We start from the raw sequence: 20,195 nt of genomic DNA on the forward strand, positions 1-20,195 counted from the left end.
GACTGGTTCCTCGATAGAATCAATCGCCAGCGCCATCACGCCACCGCCGCCGCGCGATTCCTGATGCCGGGCGGGCGCGGATGGTCCCCGTGACTTGCAGGAGCGCGTCCGATGACGACCACGACCACCCCCGCCACGACGGCCGCCGCGACGCATGTCGCCACCCGCCGCGTGCCGTTGATCCTGACCGGCTGCCTGACGGCGGCGGTCATTCCGTTGAGCATCGCCGGCCCCGCGGTTGCCGTCCCGTCGATCAATCATGCGCTGGGCGGCAGCACGGCCGAGCTGACCTGGATCATCAACGCGTACCTCGTCACCTACGGCAGTGCCACGCCGGCGGCGGGGAGCCTGGCGGATACCTACGGACGCAAGCGGAGCTGGCTGGGCGGCATGCTGGTGTTTGCGCTGGTCACGGCGGCCATTCCGTTCATGCCGTCGGTGCTGTGGCTCGACATCCTGCGGCTGATCCAGGGGCTGGGCGCGGCGGCGGCGTTCGCCAGCGCGATGGCGGCGCTCACCCAGGCGTTCGACGGCCATGCCCGCACGCGCGTGTTCAGCCTGATCGGCACGACCTTCGGCGCGGGCGCGGCGTTCGGGCCGTTCGTGGCCGGCGTGCTGATCGACAGCGTGGGCTGGCAATGGGTATTCCTGCTGCCGGCGGCGATCGCCGCGCTGGTGTCGGTCATGGTCGCGCTGTTCGCGAGCGAATCGCGCGATCCCGATGCCACGGGCCTGGACTGGCCCGGCGCGCTCACCTTCACTGCCGGCCTCGCGGTGTTCACCTACGGCATCGTGCTCGTGCCGGAGAAGGGCTGGGGCGATGCATCGGTCCTGTCCGCGCTCGCGGGCGCCGTCGTGCTGCTGGGCACGTTCGTGTTCGTCGAACGGCGGCGCGACAAGCCGCTGCTCGACCTGTCGCTGTTCGCGAACGTGCGCTTCGTCGGCGTGCAGGTGCTGGCGGTGGCGCCGGCCTATACCTACGTCGTCCTGCTCATCGTGTTGCCTGCGCGGTTCATCGGCATGGAGGGCCACGGCGCGCTGGAGGCCGGCCGGATGATGATTGCGCTGTCGGCGCCGCTGCTGGTGGTGCCGTTCCTGGCCGGGCAGCTCGCTCGCTGGATCAACGTCGGCGTGCTGTCCGGGATCGGGCTCGTCATCGCGGCGGCCGGCCTGGCGTGGCTCGGTGTCAGCATCCATGACCGCGCCCATGACGGCCGGCTGCTCGCGATGCTGGTGATCGGTACGGGGATCGGCCTGCCCTGGGGGCTGATGGATGGTCTCGCGGTGAGCGTGGTGCCGAAGGAGCGGGCCGGCATGGCGGCCGGCATCTTCAACGCGGTGCGTCTGGCGGGAGACGGGCTGGCGCTCGCGGCGGTGAGCGTGATGCTGTCGGCGCGGATCGGCACGGCGCTGGCGGCGTCCGCGCGCGACGGCGTGCCGGGACTCGCGCCCGGCGGCCGTCTCGTGGAGGTCGCGAACCGGCTCGCCATGAGCGATCTGAGCAACGCGATGGCCGGCGTGCCCGAGACGGCGCGCGCGGCGCTGCTGCGCGCGTACGAGAGTGCGTTCGGGTTTCAGCTGTTCGCGCTGGCGGCTGCGGCAGCCGTGACGGCACTGCTGGTCGTTCTGTTGCTCGGCAAGGTAAGGAATACGAACGACGAGCGTCAGGCGCAATAGGCGACAGCCGGCCACGTCGCGTGCGGACGTGGCCGCGCCGCACGCGGCGCGGCGTCGCGCGCCGGCGGCAGGCGCGCGGGGTACATCGAGCCGCGCCCGCGCGCGCCCGCCGCTGGATCAGACTACCGCTGACCGCGCGACATGCACCGGCACCGACTTGTACGACGGCGTACCGCTTTCCTTGTCGATGTAGTCGAGCGGCACGAGCACGTTCGCTTCCGGGTAGTACGCGCCGACCGAACCCGGTGCGATGTCGTACTCGATCGCGGTGATCTTCTCGAGACGAAGCGTGCGGCCCGATGCGGTGATCGTCTCGATGTCGACGAGGTCGCCGTGTTCGAGCCCGTACTTCGTGAGATCGGCCGGGTTCATGAACAGCACGTCGCGCCGCCCGAACACGCCGCGATAACGATCGTCGAGCCCGTAGATCGTCGTGTTGTACTGGTCGTGGCTGCGCAGCGTGATCAGCCGCAGCACCTGCTCGCCGCCGAGCACGTCGGCATCTTCCTTCACGCCCTTGTAGACCGAGAACATCGCCTTGCCGGTCGGCGTCGGCCACACGCGCTCGGTGGGCGGCAGCGGCAGGCGGAAGCCGCCCGGCGTGCGGATGCGCTCGTTGAACGCCTCGAAGCCGGACACCGTGCGGTCGATCAGGTCGCGGATGCGGTCGTAGTCGGCGATCAGGTCGAGCCACGCGACCTTGCTCGCCGGCAGCGTCGCATGCGCGATCCCCGCGACGATCGCGGGCTCCGAGCGCAGCTGGTCCGACGCCGGCTTGAGCTTGCCGGCCGACGCATGGACCATCGACATCGAATCCTCGACGGTGATCGATTGCCGGCCGGTCGCCTGCATGTCGAGTTCGGTGCGGCCGAGCACGGGCAGGATGAAGGTTTCCTTGCCGACCAGCAGGTGCGAGCGGTTCAGCTTCGTGCCGAGATGCACGCTCAGGTCGAGCTTCGCCATCGCCGGGAACGACTGTTCCGGATCGGGCAGCGCGACCGCGAAGTTGCCGCCGAGGCACAGCAGCGCCTTCGCGGTACCGTCGATCATGGCCTGCATCGCCTGCACCGCGTCGTGCCCGTGATGCGCGGGCGGCGTGAAGCCGCACACGTCCTCGATCTTCTTCAGGAACTCGGCCGACGGTTTCTCGGTGATGCCGACCGTACGGTTGCCCTGCACGTTCGAATGGCCGCGCAGCGGGCAGACGCCGGCGCCGGGCTTGCCGATGTTGCCGCGCATCAGCAGCAGGTCGGCGATCAGGCGCACGGTTGCCGTGCCCTTGTTGTGCTGCGTGACGCCCATCCCGTACGTGATGATCGTCGCGTTCGACTTCGCGTAGGCGAGCGCGACCTGTTCGAGCTGTGCCTGGCTGAGCCCGCTCGCGCGCTCGATGTCGTTCCACGACGTGGCTTCCAGGTCGGCCGAGAACGCATCGAAGCCGTCGGTATGCTGCGCGATGAAGTCGCGGTCGAGCACGTTGCCGCGTTCGGCTTCGAGCTGCAGCAGTGCCTTCATGATGCCCTTCAGCGCGGCCGCGTCACCACCGGCGTCGACCTGATAGTACGTCGATGCGATCCGCGTCGAGCCGAACGACGCCATCTCGATCATGTCCTGCGGATCCGCGAAGCGTTCGAGCGCGCGCTCGCGCAGCGGGTTGAACACGATGATCGGCACGTTGCGCCGCGAGCACTCGTGCAGCGTGCCCATCATCCGCGGGTGGTTCGTGCCGGGGTTGTGGCCGATCGAGATGATCAGCTCGCACTTGTCGAAATCCTCCAGCGACACGGTGCCCTTGCCGATGCCGATCGACTGCGGCAGGCCGACGCTGGTCGGCTCGTGGCACATGTTCGAGCAGTCGGGGAAGTTGTTGGTGCCGAGCTCGCGCGCGAACAGCTGGTACAGGTACGCGGCTTCGTTCGATGCGCGGCCCGACGTATAGAACTCGACCTGCTCGGGCGGCAGCGCGCGCAGCACTTCGCCGATGCGCGCGAACGCGTCGTCCCATGTGATCTCGCGGAACGTGTCGGTCGCGCGATCGTAGACGAGCGGATGCGTGAGCCGGCCCATGTTCTCCAGTTCGTAGTCCGACATGCGCAGCAGCGACGACACGGTGTTCGCCGCGAAGAACTCGGGCGTCACGCGCTTGGTCGTCGCTTCCCACGTGACGGCCTTGGCGCCGTTCTCGCAGAACTGGAACGTCGACTTGTGTTCCTTGTCGGGCCACGCGCAGCCGGGGCAGTCGAAGCCGTCGGGCTGGTTGGTCCGCATCAGCACGATCGGCGCCTCGATGGTTTCCATCTGGGTGCGCACCGCGTCGGCTGTCGCGCGAAGCGCGCCCCAACCGCCGGCGGGCCCGTCGTACTTCCTGATGCCTGGCACTTCGCGTCGATTTGTCATGTGAATCTCCAATTGCCGGACCCGGTGCGGGCGGCTCGGTTGCGCCATGTCGCGGCGTGGGGCGGCTCCGTCCGTTGGACGGAGCCGGTCATGCATGCCCCGGATTGCAGGGCACGCGTTTTTTTAGTGCGCGTCCTTCTTTGCGCCGGACGACTTCTTGCCGGACGGCTTCGCGGCCGGCGCGCGCGGCGGCGCGTCGGCGGGTGCGTTAGCGGGAGCGTCGGCGGCCTTCGCGTCGCCGGCGGCCTTGGCTGTCTTGCCGTTCGGTTTCGCGTTGCCGCCGGCGTCCTGCTTCGTGTCCTTCGCCTCCTTCGCTTCAGGTGCCGCGAGCTTGTTGAACTTCACTTCGTCGCTGGCCTTGTCGTAGTCGACTTCGCATCGATCGCCCGACTGCAGCCGGTCGGCAAGGATCTCCTTCGCCAGCCGCGTCTCGATGGTCTGGCGAATCTGGCGTTTCAGCTCGCGCGCGCCGAACTCAGGCTGGTAGCCCGCTTCGGTCAGGTGCTCGACGAGCGAATCGCCCATCACGAGCGTGATGTCCTGCGCGGCGGCCGTGCGGACCACGCGGTCGAGCTGGATCTGGACGATCGCGCGGATGTTCTCCTTCGACAGCGCATGGAAGACGATCACCTCGTCGATCCGGTTCAGGAATTCGGGGCGGAAATGGCCCTTCAGCACCTGCATCAGTTCCTCGCGGATCGCCTTGTCGGTCTTGCGCGCGGCCTCCGGTTGCGTGAGGTTGTCCATGATGATCGCGGCGCCGAGGTTGCTCGTCGCGATGATGATCGTGTTGCTGAAGTCGACCACGCGGCCCTTGCCGTCGGTCAGGCGGCCGTCGTCGAACACCTGCAGCAGCACGTTGTAGACGTCCGGGTGCGCCTTCTCGATCTCGTCGAGCAGGATCACGCTGTACGGGCGCCGCCGCACGCGCTCGGTGAGCTGGCCGCCTTCTTCGTAGCCGACGTAGCCGGGCGGCGCGCCGATCAGCCGCGCGACCGCGTGCCGCTCCATGTACTCGGACATGTCGATCCGGATGATCGCCTGCTCGTCGCCGAACACGGTTTCGGCGAGCGCCTTCGCGAGCTCGGTCTTGCCGACGCCCGTCGGCCCGAGGAACAGGAACGTCGCGATCGGCCGGTTCGTCTGGCCGAGCCCCGCGCGCGACAGCCGCACGGCATCGCTGACGGCCACCACCGCGTCGCTCTGGCCGACCACGCGCTCGCGCAGTTGCTCTTCCATCTTCAGCAGCTTCTGGCGCTCTTCCTGCGTGAGTTCGGACACGGGGATGCCGGTCAGCCGCGACACGACCTCGGCCACCGATTCGACCGTCACCTCGAGCGTCTCGGAACCCGTCTTGCGCTGCCACGCCTCCATCATCTCGTCGACGGCCTTCTGCTTCGCATTGATCTGCTCCTCGAACTGCTTCGCTTCGTCGAAGCGCTTGCGCGAGGTCGCGTAGTCCTGCTCGCGCTTCAGTTGCGCGATCTGCGCTTCGCCTTCCTGGATGTCGACCGGGCGCGACGTCGCGCCGATCCGCACGCGCGCGGCGGCCTGATCGATCAGGTCGATCGCCTTGTCGGGCAGGAAGCGCGACGTGATGTAGCGGTCGGCGAATTCCGCGGCCGCGACGAACGCGTCGTCGGCGAACGTCACCTGGTGATGCGCCTCGAGGCTGTCACGCAGCCCGCGCAGGATCACGATCGTCTGCTCGACGCTCGGCTCCGGCACGAACACCGGCTGGAAGCGCCGTTCGAGCGCGGCGTCCTTCTCGATGTACTTCTGGTATTCGTTGAGCGTCGTCGCGCCGATCAGGCTCAGCTCGCCGCGCGCGAGCGCGGGCTTCAGTACGTTCGCGATGTCGAGGCCGCCTTCGCCGCCGCCCTGGCCCGCGCCGACGATCGTGTGCAGCTCGTCGATGAACAGGATCAGTTCGTCCTGCTTCGCAGTCACTTCGTCGATCAGCTGCTTCGCGCGTTCCTCGAACTCGCCGCGATACTTCGCGCCGGCCACCATCGAGTTGATGTTGACTTCGACGAGCCGCTTGCCGCGCAGCACCTCGGGCACGTCGCCGTTGACGATCCGCTGCGCGAGCCCTTCGACGATCGCCGTCTTGCCGACACCCGGCTCGCCGATCAGCACCGGGTTGTTCTTCTTGCGGCGCGCGAGCACCTCGATCGTGCTCTCGATTTCCTGCGCGCGGCCGAGCACCGGGTCGAGCTTGCCCTGGCGCGCGATCGCGGTGAGGTCGCGGCCGAACTTGTCGAGGTTCGGCGTGCCGGTCGGTGCATCGACGCGGCCGTCCTCGGCACCTTTGCCGACCACCTTCACGACTTTCTGGCGCAATGCCTCGGGCGTCACGCCGTATTTCTTCAGCAGCGTGCCGGCGACGCTGTCCGGCACCGACGCGAGCCCGATCAGCAGGTGCTCGGGGCCGATGTACGAGTGGCCGAGATCGCGCGACGCCTGGAACGCATACTGCACGGCTTTTTTCACGCGCGGCGAGATCGACAGCTTGTCGAGCGGCGCATCGGCGGCGGCCGTGCCGGTGTGCGCGTGCTCGTCGATATACGACTTGATGTCCTGCGGTGACAGCTTCAGTTCCTTCAGCAGCGCGGCGCACACGTCGGTGTCCGCGAGCGCGTAAAGCAGGTGTTCGGAATCGAGCTCGCTGCGACGCAGCTCGTGCGCCTTCTCGGCCGCGCGCTGCAGCAGCTCCAGCGTCTGCTCGCTGAACGCGTCGGTCGGGTCGACCGATTCGCGCGGAACCTCGGCGGCGAGCGGCGATTCGTCGCCGAGCCCGCCGAACAGCGACGACGAGCCGCCACCGCCGAGCAGCGAATCGAACGGGTTCAGCATGCTCTGATGCCGCATCAGCTGACGGAAGTGGTAATCGCAGATCGAGATCGTCTTGCGCTCGCCGTCCTGCATCACGGTTGCGCGCGCGACGGCCGGCCGGGCGTGGCAGATATCGCAAAGTGCGGGCATGGTGGTCTGGCTCCTGTCGGTGAAAGTGGGTCGAAGGGTGAAGTCCCGATGCGGTGCGGCGCTTGCGCATCCCGACCGCGAACGCACGTCATGTGGCACGGCGGCGCGGTGGCGCGCGGGCCGCGACCGGGCTGTCGCGCAGCGCGCGCCGGCGTCGTGCAAGGTCGCGGTCAGGACGGCAAGCGTGCGTGCCGGGAGGAGCCCACGGCATCGCTTCGACTGCGTTCAAAATAGCGAATCGGCGGACGCCATCCAAGACACAGTTCCGCGCCGGCCCGGCCGTGAATTGCACCCTCGGATGCGGGTGCGAACGGGTGGCAAGGAGTACAGACGGGCAGGTACGCGGCGGCACGGGCGTGCGCGGCACGCGTAACGTGCGGTGACAGGAAAGAGGAGGAAGTGCCACGCAAACGGGGCGCGGTGCGACATGGGCGCGCAGGGTGCCGGTCGCCGGTAGGTGGAGGGTACTGCGGGTGGTCGGGCGCGATGGAAGCGCCGCAGGAGGGACGTGCGTCGACCGGCCAAATGCGACCACGCACGCACCGCAGACGATGCGTGTGTGGCGGCTGAAGGAGCGGGCGGGTTGCACGGTCCGGGCCGGACACGGCGCAACCGTGGCGTGCCGCGGTCAGTCCGGGAGTGTCATCGCGAGCCGTTGCCGGGCGATCTGTTTCACGTCCGTTGACAGTGCCGCATCCGGCAGGCCATTGGCCCAGACGGAGAACGAATCCTCGATCAGGTTGCGCGTGTCGGGCGGCAACTCGGCCAGGACCAGCGACATGACGGTGAACAGCACGGCGGTGTCGCCGGCCTGGCTGCCCGCGTTCGCGTCGACCGCCTTCTTCAGGTGGTCGACCGACGTCTGCAGCGCCTGCAATGCCTCATTCGACTCGCTCATCACACACTCCATGCAAAGTGGGTTCGGTCGGCGACGAACATGCGGCCGGCGGTGCGGCTGGTCGCGCGCGACGCCGGGCGGGCATCGCGCGCAGGCAACCGCGGTCAGGCCGCCGTGCTGCCCTGCGGCGCCACGGCCACCGATGCTTCGCTCGTCAGCATCAGGAACGTGAACGTTTCGCGCAGGTACAGGCGGACGACCTTGTCGGTATGGCTCGTGTAGCCGATCGATACGTCTTCCCCGAGATGCAACTCATAATCGCCGCCGCGCGTGGACAGCACGCAGCCGCCGCTGATCGCCGGCGCCCAGATGATCTCGCCGCTGACGATCCGCTTGATATGGCCGAGGACCGGATAGCCCTGGTCGCGCGCTTCGCTGAGCGCCGTGTATGCATCCGACCCGAGCACCACCGAGTACGGGCCGTCCACGCCGGCCAGCCGCAGCGCCTCGAGCGCGTCGCTGATCGCGTCGGGATACGCGCCGACGTCCGCCGGCAGCGTGAGCTTGCGGTTCGACGTGCCTTCGCGGATGCCGACGATGCCTGCTGCCTTGTAGCCGTCGAAAATCGCGTTGTCTTCGGCGAACGCGAGCCGCTGCGCGGCGTCCTTCGCCGGTTGCCAGTCGGCGTCGCGCGCGCCACGCTCGACGCTGTCGATCGCATCGCGGCTCAGCTCGAACGGCACCGTCAGCTCGACGATCGTGCGCACTTCGCGCAGCCGCGCATTCACGTGCTCGCGCGGCGCGTCGACTGCGACCAGGTGCCCGGTGCCGACGGCCGACAACTCGGGGCCTTCGGGGCCGTCGACATCGACCACGCGGCGGCCGGCCACCGATCGTTTGAACGTGCGTGCCACTTCTTCCTCGATTTGCTCCCAGGCGGAAGACGAGATCGGGGCGAGTTCGCGGTGCAGGTTATTCATGGATTTGGATTGCCTCACGTCAGCGGAAACACTTCATGGCGGGCCGATCGGCTGAGGGGCTGTGCGTGATGCCAGGCCTGCCGATCGCGGATGAAAATGCATATTAGCAGGCTCGATCGACACCACTGCAGCACAAATCGAAACGACACCGTGCGGTGGCGCAACTGTTATGCAATTCGCGCGGCGCGAGTGTGGGCGAGTGCGGAATGCCGCGACTGGATTGCCGCGATACAGGGGGCGTGCCGGTGGCATCGTCGCTCGGGCCGCGTTCGACGCTGTGCGGAATCAATTCCGGTCGACGTCCTGTCGCGAGTCGTGCATTCTTACGAACATTCATCCAGCCGGGTTTCTGCCAGCAGGGGGTGGGCGGTCGTCGGTGCCGGGCCCGGATGAATCATAGACGCAGCCTATTGAAGCTTCACAACAAGTGGAGGTCGTTCATGGCATTACAACTCGTCTCGCCCGAAGACAAATACATGCTGAAGACGGGCGTCATCAATCACGAGGATGTCATCGGGCATTTGCGGCAGGTGTTGAACGCGTTTGCCGCAAAGCCGGAGTACAGCAAGTTCTATATCGGCATCACCAGCGACCTGTACACCCGGCTGGCGAAACATCGCGCCACCAAGCCTGACTTCAAACTGATGGCCCCGATCTATCTCGAAGCGCACAACCTGGTCGGGAACGCGTTCGACCGTCTGGAGCGCAAGGCCATCGAGACATTCCGTACCGGCATCACGCACCCCCAATCCGGCGAACGGCTGCTGGCATGCAGCAACGGCCCGGGCGGGGCGCTGCCGAAGAACTGGCTCTATATCCTGGTGGGTTGATTCGCGCGGGCGGCGTGCAGGGAATGCAAGCCTGCGCGCGTAGCGGCCCATACGCGGTGGCACGGCGGAAGGGGTTGTTGCGCAGCGCCGCGCGAGCGCGCCGGCCGACTGAACCGCGGCCGTTCCGGACAAGCCCGGCGCGCGGTTGCGCGCCGGACTGCCGTTGGCCCCTTGCGTTACGACGGCACGCCTTTCAGCGAGCCGATTTTCAGCGAACCGTCACGATGCGGCGCGGACGGCGAGGCTTCCGGCTGCGCGGCGCCGGCGGCCGGCGCCGCGCGATCGGCGAGCGCTTCGAGCAGGTCGGCGGACGGCACGAAGAACAGCGAGCCCGTGACCGCGCGGCTGTAGTCGAGCAGGCGGTCGTAGTTGCCGGGCGGGCGGCCGACGAACATGTTCTCGAGCATCTGCTCGATCGGCGCCGGCGAGCGCGCGTAGCCGATGAAATAGGTGCCGAATTCGCCTGAACCCGGGCGCCCGAACGGCATGTTGTCGCGCAGGATCTTCACTTCCTGGCCGTTCTCGTCGAGCGTGGTCAGCGAGCTGTGCGAGCACGACGGCTTCACGTCCGGTGCGAGTTCGATGTCGGACAACTTGGTGCGGCCGATGATGCGCTCCTGCGTTTCGACCGCGAGCGCGTTCCAGCCGGCCATGTCGTGCAGGTACTTCTGCACGATCACGTAGCTGCCGCCCGTGAATTCCGCGTCTTCGTCGCCGATCACCGTGAAGTCGACCGCCTCGCGGCCTTCCGGGTTCTCGGTGCCGTCGACGAAGCCGATCATCGCGCGCTGGTCGAAATTGCGGAAGCCGTGCACCTCGTCGACCACCGTGACGGCATCGCCGAGCGCGCCGAGCAATTGCGTCGCGAGTTCGAAGCACAGGTCCATCGCTTCCGCGCGAATGTGCAGCAGGATGTCGCCCGGCGTCGCGACCGCGACGCGCTGCCCCGCGCCGAATTCGCGGAACGGATGCAGCGCGGCGGGGCGCGGGTCGCCGAACAGCGCATTCCATGCGTCGGCGCCGAAGCCGCACACGCAGGTGAGGTTGCCGCCCGGCACGCGCTTGCCGACCGAGCGCACGAGTGCGGCGATGTCGCCGCACCATGAACGGATCGTGTCGGCGTGATCGGCGCCAGGATTGATCGTGGCCACGAGGAAGATCGCGCTGCGCGTGATCGTGCTGTGAACGGCCTGGGAGAGCGGGGGAGGTGTCTGCATCGTGGGCTGCCGGTCAGTCATGTCGGGACGGAAGTGCCGTGGCGCACGCAGGCGAACGGTTGAACTGTGTCATGCGACTGTTCTCTTTGTGTCATGCGGATGAAGGACGTTGCGCGGACCTCGCGCAACGGGCCGCGGCGGTGGCGGCCGGCCGCACGGCGCGTGACCTGCCCGCACCGCGTAACGTCGTCGAGCAAGCAATCTAGCAGCTTCGGCGGGGCTTTGGAACCCGTATCGCCGAACTGTCATGCGAATGCGTCAAACAGGGCCGGATTTTGGGCGGCGCCCGCGCAGCTGTACTCCTGGCGCGCGCGGCGCTGTGCTCTTGAGCGGGCGTGCCGCGTGCAGTAGATTAGGTCCCGCTGCGCCCGCCGACGAGGAGCGTCATCATGAACCTGCTGGAAGCGATGCGTGTATATGTCGCGGTGGTCGAGCATGGCGGCCTGGCCGGCGCGGCGTCCGAATTGCAGCTCGACGAAGCGCAGGTGAGCGAACGGATCGACTGCCTCGAACGGTATCTCGGCTGTCGCCTGCTGCTGTGCCGCGAGCACGACGATGTGGCCTGCACCGATGCGGGCGTCGCGTTCCACGTGTGCTGCCGGCGGACGCTGTCCGCCGTCGAGCAGGCGATCGGCGCGGCCGGCCCGCATGCGTCGGGCGTATCGGATGTGCCGGACGCGCACGATACCGATTCCGGCCCTGCCGCCGCGCGCGACGCGACGTTTCCGCCGCCCGGCGCCGTTCAAGCTTCATCACCGCGACTGTCACCTTGAATACGACCACCGTTTCCTGCTCGCCGGCCGAGCGCATTCGCCGCCGCTTCGGCCATTTCCTTCACGCGGCCGAACTGGCCGGGCTGATCGTGATCGGTCTCGCGACCGCGTTCGCGATGACGCAGGAAGCGTGGAAGGTCGTGCTCGCGGGCGAAGTGTCGCTGACCGACCTGCTGCTGATGTTCCTCTATCTGGAAGTGCTCGCGATGGACGTGCGCTACCTGCGGCTCGGCCGGCTGCCGGTGCGGTTTCCGCTGTTCATTGCAATGACGTCGCTGGCGCGCGACCTGATCCTGCGCGGTGCGACCGACAGCCCCGAGCGGATGCTGATGACGACGTTCGGGATCGTGCTGCTCGCGGTGGGTGTGCTGATCCTGAGTTTCGGCCAGCATCGCTTTCCGGCGGACGTCGACGATGTCGAGGACGATGTACATGCGCGCAGGTGAGGGGCGGGCGGCAAGCCGCATGCATTTTCGATGTCTCTGCAAGGAGGGTGCGGGATGAGCACGCGTTCCGTCGAAACGAAACATGCGATCGCACGGCAGCACGAGGCGTCGGACGCCTACCGGCTGGCGCGCGACGCGTACGATGCCGATCCGGCACACACGCGCGCGCCGTCCGTCGCCGGGCTGCAGCGGGCGGCTGCGCACGCGTATGCCGATGCGGCGCGCGCACGTGTTGCGGCCACCGGCATCTGAAGCGAACCCCGGCGTGCCGCATGCGGCGCGGCGGCTGCAACTGACCAAACCGATCATCCAACCGAGCGAGGTGTCGAATGACCAAGCAACTGATCGTCGCCGTGTTCGGCAGCGTCGACACGGCCCGCCAGGCCGCGAACGATTTCGAGGCGCTGTCGGACAAGCATGAGGGATTCCACATCGAGAACGGCGTCGTCGTCGAGAAGGACGCCAACGGCAAGCTCGCGGTGCTCGATGCCGAATCGCGGCCGTTCAAGGGCGGCGTGATCGGCGCGATCGCAGGCGGCTTGCTCGGCCTGCTCGCCGGGCCGCTCGGCGTGGTTACCGGCATGGCGGCCGGCGCGGGGGCCGGCATTCTCGCGCAAGCGGCCGGCAACGTGCTGCTCGACGGCACGTTCGTCGAGACGATTGCGGCACGCCTCGTGCCCGGCAGCGTCGCGGTCATCCTCGAAGCGAAGGAGGACACGCCGTTCTCGGTCGACAACGTCGTGACGGGATTCGGCGGCAAGGTTTTCCGCCAGACGCTCGATTGAGCGCGCTATCTTCGAACCGCATCAGGAGCACGACATGCGCATCGATCAATCGTACCGGCGCTTCGACATCGCGGCGACGCTGTCGCCGCTGCCCGGCACCGGCAACCGCGCGATCGCGGCCGTCGACGTGACGACCGACGATCCGGCCCGCCTCGCCGATCTCGGCACCGGGCAATTCCTGCAGATCCGCAAGTGGGTCGAGTCGAACGACATCGCGCTGCTGACGGTGGTGTTCGACGAGTGCAAGGTCGCGATCGACCACTACGCGGACAACGTCGACGACGCTTGAGTTCAAGCGGGGCCCGCGCATGACCGGGCTTCGCGTGACTGCCGCCCGCGGCTGGCGGCAAGCCGCGACGACGCGCGCCGGGATGGCGCCCGGAGAACGGCCTCGCGCGATCGCGCGGGGACCTTCGTTGTCGCGTCCGAATCTGTTCACCCCGCCGGCCGGAATTCACGTTTCCCCGCCAAACTGTCACTTACATTCGTCGAAATGACGCAGTAGGATGCCGAACCTTGTCTAGATGAGATTCGCATTGCTATCCGCCTTCAATTTCGATAACGGACGAGGTTCGCACCGGGACACCCGCACCCGGGCACGGCTATCCGGCTTCGTGCACCGGCGCGGCCACGCCGCCCATGCATCGCAGGCCGGTTCACCGCTGGCGGGGCGAGGCGGATGAAGCTCTACGAGAAATTTGCAAACGACATAGAGAGACTCATCCGGCAAGGCGTATATCGACACGGCGATCGTGTGCCGTCGGTGCGGCAGGCGAGCCAGCAGCACCGGATCAGCATCACGACCGTGCTGCACGCGTATCTGCTGCTGGAAAGCCGCGGGCTGCTGGAGAGTCGCCCGCAGTCCGGCTATTTCGTGAACCTGCGGCGCGACGACCGCAATGCGCCGGTGCGCGAGCTGCGGCCGTCGAAGCCGATCGCGATCTCGTCGTCGGTCGACGTGAGCCGGCTCGTGCTGTCGACGCTGCGCTCGATCGGCACCGACGACGCGGTGCCGCTCGGCTCGCCGTATCCGGACCCGAGCCTGTTCCCGTTCGAGAAGCTGAACCGCTACGCGTATGCGGCCGGCCGCGACAAGTCGCTGTGGGGCGTGACGGACGGGCTGCCGCCCGGACATCCGCGGCTGATCCGGCAGATCGCACGCCGTTACCTGGAAAACGGGATGTCGGTGGACCCGAACGAGATCATCGTGACGGTCGGCGCGACGGAGGCGATCAATCTGTGCCTGCAGGCCGTCGCGAAGCCGGGCGACACGGTCGCGGTGGAATCGCCGACGTTCTACGCGATGCTGCATGCGATCGAGCGGATGGGGATGAAGGCGATCGAGGTGGCGACGCACCCGGAATACGGGATCGACATCGCGGCGCTGGCCGCGATTGCGAAGTCGCAGCCGATCGCCGCGTGCATGGTGATGCCGAACTTCCAGAACCCGCTCGGCTTCCAGATGCCCGACGAGCGCAAGCGCGAACTGGTGGCGTTCGCCGCGAAAGCCGACCTGCCGGTTATCGAGAACGGTGTGTACAACGAACTGTACTTCGGCAACATGCATCCCAGCACGCTGAAGTCGTTCGACCGCCACGACATCGTGCTGCATTGCTCGTCGTTCTCGAAGAGCCTGACGGCCGCGTACCGGATCGGCTGGGCGCTGCCGGGCCGCTATCGCGAGCAGGTCGAGAAGCTGAAGTTCCTGAACACGCTCGCGACGCCGTCGTTGCCGCAGCTCGCGATCGCGGAGTTTCTCGAACGCGACGGCTACGAGCATCATCTGCGGCGGATTCGCAAGGCGTATGCGCAGCAGGCGAACCTGATGCGCACGATGGTGTCGCGGTTCTTCCCGGAAGGCACGCGCATCTCGAGCCCGGCGGGCGGCTATGTGCTGTGGATCGAGTTGCCCGCGCAGGTCGATGCGATGCGGCTGTACCAGCTCGCGCTGGAGCAGGGCATCACGATCGGGCCGGGCTACATGTTCTCGATCGCGGACAGTTTCCGGAACTTCATCCGTCTGAACTACAGCAGCCCGTGGTCGCCGGAGATCGAGCAGGCGGTGATCACGGTCGGCAAGCTTGCCGCATACTGCCTCGACTGACCGTGCCGCCGCGTATCGTGCGCGGCGCCGGGCGTCACGTCAGCCGGTACGACTGCGCGCCCGTTCCCGCGAGCGTGCCGCCGTCGACGATCAGGTATTCATTGCGGATCGGCTTGCCTTCGAACCAGCATTGCAGGATCTCCAGCGTGCCGGCCGCATAGCGTGCCTGTGCGGACAGCGACGTGCCGGAGATGTGCGGTGTCATCCCGTTGAACGGCATCGCGCGCCACGGGTGATCGGCCGGCGCCGGCTGGGGGAACCACACGTCGCCGCCGTAACCCGCGAGATGCCCGGACGTGACGGCATTCACGACCGCGTCGCGATCGACCAGCTTCGCGCGCGCGGTGTTGATCAGGTACGCGCCGCGCTTCATGCGCGCGATCATCGCCGCGTCGAACAGGTGCTCGGTCGACGGGTACAGCGGGATCTGCAGGTTGACGATGTCGACGGCGCTCGCGAGCGACGCGGCATCGGCGTGATAGGTGAGCGCGAGTTCCTGCTCGACCGATGCGTCGAGCCGGTGGCGCTGCGTGTAGTGCAGCTGCAGGCCGAACGGCTTCAGCCGGCGCAGCACGGCGAGCCCGATGCGCCCCGCGCCGACCGTGCCGAAATGCATGCCTTCGACGTCGTAGCTGCGCGACACGCAATCGGCGATGTTCCAGCCGCCCTGCTGCGCGATCGCATGCGACGGCAGGTAGTTGCGCACCAGCGCGAGCGTCGTCATCACGACGTGCTCGGCCACGCTGATGCTGTTCGAGCCGGTGACTTCGGCGACGGTGACATGGGCGCGCGCGGCGGCGTCGAGATCGACGTGATCGGAACCGATGCCGGCCGTCAGCGCGAGCTTGAGCTTCGGCGCGCGGGCGATCCGCTCGGCCGTCAGGTACGCGGGCCAGAACGGCTGCGAGATCACCACGTCCGCTTCGGGCAGCCGGCGCTCGAATTCGGAATCGGGGCCGTCCTTGTCGCTCGTGACGATCAGCGTGTGGCCGTGCGCTTCCAGATAGCCGCGCAACCCGAGCGCGCCGGACACCGAGCCGACGAGTTCGCCGGGCCGGAAGCCGGGCGGGCCGGCCGGCGTCGGCGCGGTTTGCCCGTCCGCGTAGTGCGTGATGACCGGAATCGCATCGCGCACGTAGCGCGGCGGATAGCCGTCGACGGGATCGGGGTAGAGCACGCACAGGATGGTGGCCATCGGGTAGCACTCCTGGTGACAGGGTGAAGGGGCGGTATGCGGATTGCTCAGGATGCGCGACGTGCCCCGCATGCAACGGGTGTGTTGCGCCGCAACGTTGATGACGTTCTACGCCCGTCATGGCTCGCGTACAAGCTACAGTCGGTGTTTGCGTGCGCTGCGGGGGCGTCTGTACCTGTTCTTTTCATGGGGGACGCCGATAATGGGATCGTTACCTGACTCTGCGGGAGCGACGTCATGTCCGGAAGCGATTCCTCGTCTTCACGCCCCGATCTCACGCAAGGCGTCGCGCTCGACGATCTCGCCGACGGCGCGATGATCGAGGGCCACGTCGGCGACGCAGCAGTGCTGCTCGTGCGCCGCGCCGACGAACTGTTTGCCGTGGGCGCGCAGTGCCCGCACTACGGCGCGCCATTGGCCGACGGCCTGCTGGAGGGCGACACGATCCACTGTCCGTGGCATCACGCAGCGTTCTGCCTGCGCACGGGCGAACTGCTGCGCGCACCGGCGCTAGACGGCCTGCCGTGCTGGCGCGTCGAACGCCGCGACGGCCGCGCCGTCGTGCTCGATGCGCGACCAGCTGCCGCGCCGCCCACGCTGGATGCGGCCGGACTGCCCGCGTCGGTGGTGATCGTCGGCGGCGGCGCCGCCGCGATCGCGGCCGCCGTGACGCTGCGGCAGGCGGGCTATCCGCACCCCGTCACACTGCTCACCGCGGATGCCGATCCGCCGTACGACCGGCCGAACCTGTCGAAAGACTATCTCGCCGGCACGGCCGACGCCGACTGGCTGCCGCTGCGCGCGCCGTCGTTCTACACCGACCATCGGATCGACGTGCGGTGCGGCACGCGTGTCGCGCGGCTCGATCCCGCGCAACAGGCGGTCGAACTGGCCGACGGCAGCCGCGTCGGGTACGGCGCGCTGCTGCTGGCAACGGGCGCCGAGCCTAACCGGCTGACCGTGCCCGGCGCGGATCTTCCGCACGTGTGCGTGCTGCGCTCGCGCGCCGATTGCGACGCGCTGATCGGCAAGCTGAAGACGGCACACCGCTGTGTCGTGGTCGGCGCGAGCTTCATCGGGCTCGAGGCGGCCGCTGCGCTGCGCACGCGCGGGCTCGACGTGCAGGTCGTCGCGCCCGATGCACATCCGATGGCGCACGTGCTCGGCGAGGCGCTCGGCGACACGATCAAGGCACTGCACGAGTCGCACGGCGTCGTGTTCCATCTCGGCGCGACGCCGGTGCGGATCACGCCGGACAGCGTGACACTGTCGACCGGCGACGTGCTGCCGGCCGATGTCGTGGTGGTCGGCATCGGCGTGCATCCGAACGTGGCGCTCGCGCAGGACGCGGGGCTGGCCGTCGAGCGCGGCGTGACGGTCGACCGCTTCCTTCAGACGAGTGTGCCCGGCATCTACGCGGCCGGCGACATCGCGCGCTGGCCCGATCCGCTGACGGGCGAGCGCATTCGCGTCGAGCACTGGGTCGTTGCCGAGCGGCAGGGCATCGCCGCGGCGCGCAACATGCTCGGCCAGCAGCGCCCGTTCGATGCGGTGCCGTTCTTCTGGAGCCAGCATTACGACCTGACGATCAACTATGTCGGGCATGCGGAGCAATGGGATCGTGTCGAGATCGACGGCGACCTCGGCGCGCACGACTGCTCGATCGCGTACTGGCGCGGCGACACGCGGCTCGCGGTCGTGACGATCGGCCGCGATCTCGACAGCCTGAAGGCGGAAGCGGCATTCGAGCGGCAGATTGCAGCCGCGTGACAGACGCGTACCCGCCGCGTAACAGCGGCGTGACGACATGATTCGATCCTGGAGGCGAGATGAGTCCCGAAGTCCGTGCACGTTTCGAAACCGAGTTTGCGCCACGCATCGCGGCGCGCGTGCTCTGCCTGTATCAGCCTGGTGAAGTGCGCGTGAACGTCGTGCCGCACGACGGGCAGGGGAGCCCGACCTGCGTGGACGTGATCGGCCTCACGTCGACGGTCGGGCTGCCGAACCGGCTGAACGCGCGGCTCGTGTGGCGCGACGATGCGATCGATGCGTTGCTGGCCGAGCCTGACCGCAGCCGCTTCGACCGCTATCTCGCGGCGCTGCCGGTCACGATCGAACGCTGGCAGATGGCATTGCCGGTCGACTTCAGCACGCGGACCCAGCGCGACCGCGAGATCCTGATCGGCGATCTCGATTTCGATGCGTGAAACGCGCGGTATGACGCCGGCCGGCGACGCGCCGATGAACCGCGCGACGTTACCGGTCGCGCGTCTTGACGATCACGCGGCCCTGGTCGATGCCGCCGCGCAGCGCTTCGTCGCACGTGAGCCATTCGGGTGTGACGAGCTCGGGCGCGGGCAGGTCGACCGGCGCGCCGTCGCGGAAGATCCGCACCTGCGCAACCCACGCGCCGTTTGCGTTGCGCGTCGCGTCGACGCGAATCTCGTGATCCATGAAGGTGTCGGTGGCTTGCATCGTTCGGGGCCCTCCGTCGTGCGTGAACGCGGTGCGTCGATCGTAGCAGCATGGCGTGCGAAGTGCACCGGAAACGAAGCGGAACCTGTGCGCGATTCGACACGCGATTCGACACGCGATTCGACACGCGATTCGACACGCGATTCGACACGCACATCGACGCGCAAATCGACACGCACATCGACACGTGAGACGGGAGTGACCCTGTGGCCTTCGACCTGACCTTTTCGATCAAGGTGTTCGCGGCGCTGTTCGCGATCATGAACCCGATCGCGAACATCCCGGTGTTCCTGTCGCTGACCGAAGGTGCGGCGGATGGCGTGCGCCGCAAGGTCGCGCTGACGGCCGCGATCGGCGTGACGGTCGGTTGCATCGTGTCGGCCGTCGCGGGTGGCGCGATCCTGCACGTGTTCGGCCTGACGATCGACGATTTCCGCCTCGCGGGCGGGCTGCTGGTGCTGCTGATCGCGCTGTCGATGCTGCACGGTGCGCCGAGCCGCCAGCATTCGCCGGGCGACGACGAAGGCGCCGACCCGGCGGCCACCGAGAGCGTCGCGATCTATCCGCTGACGATCCCGCTGCTCGTCGGCCCCGGCACGATCGCGACGATGATCGTGCTCGGGCACAGCGCGTTCTCGACCGGGCAGGAACTCGCGTTCGCGCTCGGGCTCGTCGCGTTTCTCGTGTTGCTGGCCGTTTCGTTACTGTCCGCGCCGCTGATCGGCCATTACCTGTCACCGCGCGTGACGGCGGTGACCCAGCGCCTGATGGGGATGATCCTCGCGGCGATCGCGATGCAGATGATCGTCGCGAGCCTGAAGGCCGCGTTCGGGCTGCCGCATTGAGCGCGGCGCGTCCGGAATCGGTGGCCATGATTTTACGGAGTGGTGGATGAATACGCTGATTGCATTGTCCTATCCAGATCTCGCTGATGCCCATCGTGCGCTCGCCGAACCCGGGGCGTTGCGCGACCGGCATGTCGTCGCGCTGTCGGGCGTCGTGATCGTCGAGTGCACGACCGACGGACAGTTGCGCACGCATTCGGTCGATCCCGGGCGCGTGTCATCCGGATCGCTGCTCGACAGCGTGGTCGAGCACATCGAATCGTCGCTCGATGCATGGCGCGAGCGGCCGGTGGACGACGCGCTGATCGACCGCGTCGCGCGCAAGGCGCGCCCGGGCACCGTGTCGATGGGGCTGACCGCGACGCAACTCGACATCTACGCGCTGAGCGCGGCGCTCGCACCGTTCGGCGGAGAAGTGACCGACACGACGCTGTCGATCGACGACGAACTGAAGCTCGTCGAAGCGATCTCGAAAGCGCGCGACGGCGGCAGTCGTTCGGGGGCCGACTGACTGACGAGCCGCACCGTGCGCTCGGTGAGCGACAAGTGAATCGGCGGGGTCTGACGCGAACGAAAGCCATCGAACCGCGGCGTATCGTCATCAACCGTTTTCGACATGCGAAAAGTCAGGCCGGAAAGTTTGACCGC

At 67.7% G+C, this 20,195-nt stretch carries 19 protein-coding genes; 12 read left to right on the forward strand and 7 right to left on the reverse strand.

What is annotated here, in order from left to right:
* Window positions 1-111: 111 nt before the first annotated feature.
* A complete protein-coding gene (locus HAV18_RS21715; RefSeq protein ID WP_208102056.1) occupies window positions 112-1,677 on the forward strand; it encodes an MFS transporter in 1,566 nt (521 codons plus the stop codon).
* A 117-nt stretch (window positions 1,678-1,794) separates the two neighbouring features.
* On the opposite strand, the gene HAV18_RS21720 is transcribed toward HAV18_RS21715, so the two are convergent.
* The 4 genes from HAV18_RS21720 to HAV18_RS21735 form a co-directional block, all read right to left on the reverse strand.
* Window positions 1,795-4,074, reverse strand: coding sequence for an FdhF/YdeP family oxidoreductase (locus tag HAV18_RS21720; protein ID WP_166959586.1), 2,280 nt, complete (start codon window positions 4,072-4,074; stop codon window positions 1,795-1,797).
* Between the two features lie 123 nt (window positions 4,075-4,197).
* Window positions 4,198-7,059: an ATP-dependent Clp protease ATP-binding subunit gene (locus tag HAV18_RS21725; RefSeq protein ID WP_166959589.1), complete on the reverse strand. Its 2,862-nt coding sequence runs from the start codon at window positions 7,057-7,059 to the stop codon at window positions 4,198-4,200.
* A 628-nt stretch (window positions 7,060-7,687) separates the two neighbouring features.
* Complete coding sequence (locus HAV18_RS21730; RefSeq protein WP_166959592.1) at window positions 7,688-7,957, reverse strand: hypothetical protein; 270 nt, start codon at window positions 7,955-7,957, stop codon at window positions 7,688-7,690.
* Window positions 7,958-8,061: 104 nt separating this feature from the next.
* Window positions 8,062-8,877: a family 1 encapsulin nanocompartment shell protein gene (locus HAV18_RS21735; RefSeq protein ID WP_166959595.1), complete on the reverse strand. Its 816-nt coding sequence runs from the start codon at window positions 8,875-8,877 to the stop codon at window positions 8,062-8,064.
* Window positions 8,878-9,317: 440 nt separating this feature from the next.
* Here HAV18_RS21735 and HAV18_RS21740 point away from each other — a divergent pair, with 440 nt between their 5' ends.
* A complete protein-coding gene (locus tag HAV18_RS21740) occupies window positions 9,318-9,707 on the forward strand; it encodes a GIY-YIG nuclease family protein (RefSeq protein ID WP_021157953.1) in 390 nt (129 codons plus the stop codon).
* 176 nt (window positions 9,708-9,883) lie between these two features.
* On the opposite strand, the gene HAV18_RS21745 is transcribed toward HAV18_RS21740, so the two are convergent.
* The gene (locus HAV18_RS21745) at window positions 9,884-10,945 is read right to left on the reverse strand and encodes a Dyp-type peroxidase (protein WP_166959598.1); all 1,062 of its coding nucleotides are present in this window, start codon (window positions 10,943-10,945) and stop codon (window positions 9,884-9,886) included.
* Window positions 10,946-11,313: 368 nt separating this feature from the next.
* Between HAV18_RS21745 and HAV18_RS21750 the strand changes: the two genes are divergently transcribed.
* The 6 genes from HAV18_RS21750 (at window position 11,314) to HAV18_RS21775 (ending at window position 15,032) form a co-directional block, all read left to right on the forward strand.
* Entirely contained in the window at window positions 11,314-11,697 is a 384-nt protein-coding gene (locus tag HAV18_RS21750) for a LysR family transcriptional regulator (protein WP_166959601.1), read from the forward strand.
* Complete coding sequence (locus HAV18_RS21755) at window positions 11,694-12,143, forward strand: phosphate-starvation-inducible protein PsiE (protein ID WP_166959604.1); 450 nt, start codon at window positions 11,694-11,696, stop codon at window positions 12,141-12,143. Before HAV18_RS21750 ends, HAV18_RS21755 begins: the two co-directional genes overlap by 4 nt.
* A 54-nt stretch (window positions 12,144-12,197) precedes the next feature.
* Complete coding sequence (locus HAV18_RS21760; RefSeq protein WP_166959607.1) at window positions 12,198-12,395, forward strand: hypothetical protein; 198 nt, start codon at window positions 12,198-12,200, stop codon at window positions 12,393-12,395.
* Window positions 12,396-12,472: 77 nt separating this feature from the next.
* Window positions 12,473-12,928, forward strand: coding sequence for a DUF1269 domain-containing protein (locus HAV18_RS21765; RefSeq protein ID WP_166959610.1), 456 nt, complete (start codon window positions 12,473-12,475; stop codon window positions 12,926-12,928).
* Between the two features lie 34 nt (window positions 12,929-12,962).
* A complete protein-coding gene (locus HAV18_RS21770; RefSeq protein WP_166959613.1) occupies window positions 12,963-13,217 on the forward strand; it encodes a hypothetical protein in 255 nt (84 codons plus the stop codon).
* 390 nt (window positions 13,218-13,607) lie between these two features.
* Window positions 13,608-15,032 (forward strand): PLP-dependent aminotransferase family protein, encoded by a 1,425-nt coding sequence (locus HAV18_RS21775; protein ID WP_166959616.1) that lies wholly within the window; start codon window positions 13,608-13,610, stop codon window positions 15,030-15,032.
* A 34-nt stretch (window positions 15,033-15,066) separates the two neighbouring features.
* Here the strand turns inward: HAV18_RS21775 and HAV18_RS21780 are convergent, their stop codons facing one another.
* The gene (locus HAV18_RS21780) at window positions 15,067-16,227 is read right to left on the reverse strand and encodes an NAD-dependent formate dehydrogenase (protein ID WP_166959618.1); all 1,161 of its coding nucleotides are present in this window, start codon (window positions 16,225-16,227) and stop codon (window positions 15,067-15,069) included.
* A gap of 237 nt (window positions 16,228-16,464) precedes the next feature.
* Here HAV18_RS21780 and HAV18_RS21785 point away from each other — a divergent pair, with 237 nt between their 5' ends.
* A complete protein-coding gene (locus tag HAV18_RS21785) occupies window positions 16,465-17,997 on the forward strand; it encodes an FAD-dependent oxidoreductase (protein WP_166959621.1) in 1,533 nt (510 codons plus the stop codon).
* 59 nt (window positions 17,998-18,056) lie between these two features.
* Window positions 18,057-18,434, forward strand: coding sequence for a DUF5594 family protein (locus HAV18_RS21790; RefSeq protein ID WP_166959624.1), 378 nt, complete (start codon window positions 18,057-18,059; stop codon window positions 18,432-18,434).
* 49 nt (window positions 18,435-18,483) lie between these two features.
* Here the strand turns inward: HAV18_RS21790 and HAV18_RS21795 are convergent, their stop codons facing one another.
* Window positions 18,484-18,702: a DUF6566 family protein gene (locus tag HAV18_RS21795; RefSeq protein WP_166959627.1), complete on the reverse strand. Its 219-nt coding sequence runs from the start codon at window positions 18,700-18,702 to the stop codon at window positions 18,484-18,486.
* A 206-nt stretch (window positions 18,703-18,908) separates the two neighbouring features.
* On the opposite strand from HAV18_RS21795, the gene HAV18_RS21800 reads away from it, so the two are divergent.
* On the forward strand, window positions 18,909-19,547 hold the full coding sequence (locus HAV18_RS21800; RefSeq protein ID WP_166959630.1) for an NAAT family transporter: 639 nt from the start codon (window positions 18,909-18,911) through the stop codon (window positions 19,545-19,547).
* Window positions 19,548-19,593: 46 nt separating this feature from the next.
* Window positions 19,594-20,058, forward strand: a complete 465-nt coding sequence (locus tag HAV18_RS21805; protein ID WP_166959633.1) for a hypothetical protein — start codon at window positions 19,594-19,596, stop codon at window positions 20,056-20,058.
* The last annotated feature ends 137 nt before the right edge of the window (window positions 20,059-20,195 follow it).

It is taken from the genome of Burkholderia sp. D-99, from assembly GCF_011605345.1.
Taxonomy (GTDB): domain Bacteria; phylum Pseudomonadota; class Gammaproteobacteria; order Burkholderiales; family Burkholderiaceae; genus Burkholderia.

Coding starts and splice junctions, on each gene's coding strand:
- HAV18_RS21715 (WP_208102056.1), top strand. CDS start 112: ATGACGACCACGACCACCCCCGCCACGACGGCCGCCGCGACGCATGTC.
- HAV18_RS21720 (WP_166959586.1), bottom strand. CDS start 4,074: ATGACAAATCGACGCGAAGTGCCAGGCATCAGGAAGTACGACGGGCCC.
- HAV18_RS21725 (WP_166959589.1), bottom strand. CDS start 7,059: ATGCCCGCACTTTGCGATATCTGCCACGCCCGGCCGGCCGTCGCGCGC.
- HAV18_RS21730 (WP_166959592.1), bottom strand. CDS start 7,957: ATGAGCGAGTCGAATGAGGCATTGCAGGCGCTGCAGACGTCGGTCGAC.
- HAV18_RS21735 (WP_166959595.1), bottom strand. CDS start 8,877: ATGAATAACCTGCACCGCGAACTCGCCCCGATCTCGTCTTCCGCCTGG.
- HAV18_RS21740 (WP_021157953.1), top strand. CDS start 9,318: ATGGCATTACAACTCGTCTCGCCCGAAGACAAATACATGCTGAAGACG.
- HAV18_RS21745 (WP_166959598.1), bottom strand. CDS start 10,945: ATGACTGACCGGCAGCCCACGATGCAGACACCTCCCCCGCTCTCCCAG.
- HAV18_RS21750 (WP_166959601.1), top strand. CDS start 11,314: ATGAACCTGCTGGAAGCGATGCGTGTATATGTCGCGGTGGTCGAGCAT.
- HAV18_RS21760 (WP_166959607.1), top strand. CDS start 12,198: ATGAGCACGCGTTCCGTCGAAACGAAACATGCGATCGCACGGCAGCAC.
- HAV18_RS21765 (WP_166959610.1), top strand. CDS start 12,473: ATGACCAAGCAACTGATCGTCGCCGTGTTCGGCAGCGTCGACACGGCC.
- HAV18_RS21770 (WP_166959613.1), top strand. CDS start 12,963: ATGCGCATCGATCAATCGTACCGGCGCTTCGACATCGCGGCGACGCTG.
- HAV18_RS21775 (WP_166959616.1), top strand. CDS start 13,608: ATGAAGCTCTACGAGAAATTTGCAAACGACATAGAGAGACTCATCCGG.
- HAV18_RS21780 (WP_166959618.1), bottom strand. CDS start 16,227: ATGGCCACCATCCTGTGCGTGCTCTACCCCGATCCCGTCGACGGCTAT.
- HAV18_RS21785 (WP_166959621.1), top strand. CDS start 16,465: ATGTCCGGAAGCGATTCCTCGTCTTCACGCCCCGATCTCACGCAAGGC.
- HAV18_RS21790 (WP_166959624.1), top strand. CDS start 18,057: ATGAGTCCCGAAGTCCGTGCACGTTTCGAAACCGAGTTTGCGCCACGC.
- HAV18_RS21795 (WP_166959627.1), bottom strand. CDS start 18,702: ATGCAAGCCACCGACACCTTCATGGATCACGAGATTCGCGTCGACGCG.
- HAV18_RS21805 (WP_166959633.1), top strand. CDS start 19,594: ATGAATACGCTGATTGCATTGTCCTATCCAGATCTCGCTGATGCCCAT.